The sequence below is a fragment of the Thiohalocapsa sp. genome (assembly GCF_019695415.1).
GTDB lineage: Bacteria > Pseudomonadota > Gammaproteobacteria > Chromatiales > Chromatiaceae > Thiohalocapsa.
In genome coordinates this window covers 1-1,988 of sequence record NZ_JAIFKJ010000594.1, presented here as the reverse complement: position 1 = coordinate 1,988, position 1,988 = coordinate 1, and the positions used below count along the sequence as shown (strand labels likewise).

Genomic DNA, 1,988 nt, shown 5'->3' with positions numbered 1-1,988 from the left:
GTCAACACGCTGGGCCAGTTCGCCAAACACCCCCGCGTCAGCGCCCTGCGCAGATTCATCACCGGCTGGTATTTATCCTACCTGTCGGCCGATCACGCCCGCGCCGGCCTCGGGGACGGCGCCCAGGAGCGGCTATCGGCCACCGGCGATAACCTGCCCAACGTGATCCAATACTTGCAGGAGCAGCACCCGGAGCGTCTGGAAAAGGTCCTGGAGACGCTCGCCCGGCGCGTGCCCCGGCTGGAACGGGTCGATTCGGACTATCTGGCGGATGGGCGGCTTCTGCTGCAGATCAAGGACGCGCCCTTCAAGCGGCCCATTTTGTCCAAGTACGCCTCGGATGGTACGCTCAAGATGTTGGCCTACCTGACCGTGCTCTACGATCCCGATCCGGCGCCGTTGATCGGCGTTGAAGAGCCGGAAAATCAGCTTCACCCCCGCCTCTTGCCGGAACTGGCCGAGGAGTGCCGGCTGGCGGCTGCGCGCAGTCAGTTGATGGTCACCACGCACTCGCCCTTCTTCGTCAACGGACTGCGACCTGAAGAGGTCTGGGTGCTCTATCGAAAGCCTGACGGCTACACAAGAGCTCGCCGCGCAGCCGATATGCCGGAGATTGAGGAATTTATGGAACAGGGAGCCTTGTTGGGGCACCTGTGGGCCGAGGGCCATTTCGACGTCGGAGACCCCTTGACGGCCTCTGACTAATCCAGGAGAACCCAATGACCAACCCCGACGCCGAAGCCGCGCTGGAAGACGCCACCCTCGATCTCTTCGCCGAACTGGGCTGGGAGACGGTGGATGCCTACCACGAGCGCTACGCCGAGGGTGGCCCCGGCCAAGGTCCCTATCTGGGCCGCGCCACCCGCCACCAGGTCGTGCTCCGGCCCCGGCTCCGCGCCGCGCTGGAGCGCCTCAACCCGCACCTGCCCCCGATAGCGCTGGAGCAGGCCATCCAGCAGCTCACGCGCGACCGCGGCGCCCTCAGTTTGGCGCGGGCCAATCAGGAGGTCTACCACCTGCTCAAGAAGGGCGTCAAGGTCGCCTATAACACTGGAAACATCGCGCAGGGCGAGGAGCAACTGGTGAAGGTGCGCGTCATCGACTGGGAACGGCCCCAGAACAACGACTTCCTCGTCGCCCAGCAATTCTGGATCACGGGCGAGGTCTACACCAAACGGGCCGATCTGGTTGGCTTCGTCAACGGCTTGCCCCTCCTCTTTGGCGAGCTGAAGGCTCACTACCGCCGCGTGAAGGATGCCTATCGCCACAACTTCGGCGAGTACAAGGCCACCATCCCCCAGCTCTTCTGGTACACGAGCTTCGTGATCCTCTCCAACGGCAGCGACGCACGCATCGGCACCATCACGGCCGATTGGGACTACTTCAGCCAGTGGAAGAAGATCAACGACGAGGGCGAGGAAGGCACAATCTCCCTGGAGACGCTGCTGCGGGGCACCTGTGATCTTTGGCGCTTCCTGGACCTGATCGAGAACTACGTGCTCTACCAGGAGGTGCGCGGCGGTCTGCGCAAGATCGTGGCTATGAATCACCAGTACTTGGGCGTCGAAAACGCCATCCAGGCCGTGCGGAACATCGAGGAGAACGAAGGGCAACTCGGCGTCTTCTGGCACACGCAGGGTTCGGGCAAGAGCTTCTCTATGGTCTTCTTCTCCCAGAAGGTGCTGCGCGTGGTGTCCGGCAACTGGACCTTCGTGGTGGTCACCGACCGGCGCGGGCTGGACGACCAGATCTACAACAATTTCGCCCGCACCGGGGCTGTCATCGAGCCGGAGCACCGCATCCGCGCCCAGAGCGGCGAGCATCTCAAGCAACTGCTGCGCGAGGATCACCGCTACGTCTTCACCCTGATCCAGAAGTTCCACACCCGCGACGGGGGGCGCTATCCCACGCTTTCGGAGCGCGATGACAACATCGGATTGACGGACGAGGCCCACCGCAGCCAGAAGGATTCCCGGGGGGTGAAATGG

Annotated in this window: 2 protein-coding genes; both read left to right on the top strand. The window is 63.5% G+C overall.

Annotated features, from left to right (window positions below):
* The coding region (locus I6U14_RS16295; RefSeq protein WP_296900617.1) for an AAA family ATPase at positions 1–705 on the top strand (705 nt) is incomplete at its 5' end.
* 14 nt (positions 706–719) lie between these two features.
* A partial coding sequence (locus tag I6U14_RS16290) for a type I restriction endonuclease (protein WP_296900615.1) occupies positions 720–1,988 on the top strand: 1,269 nt, incomplete at its 3' end.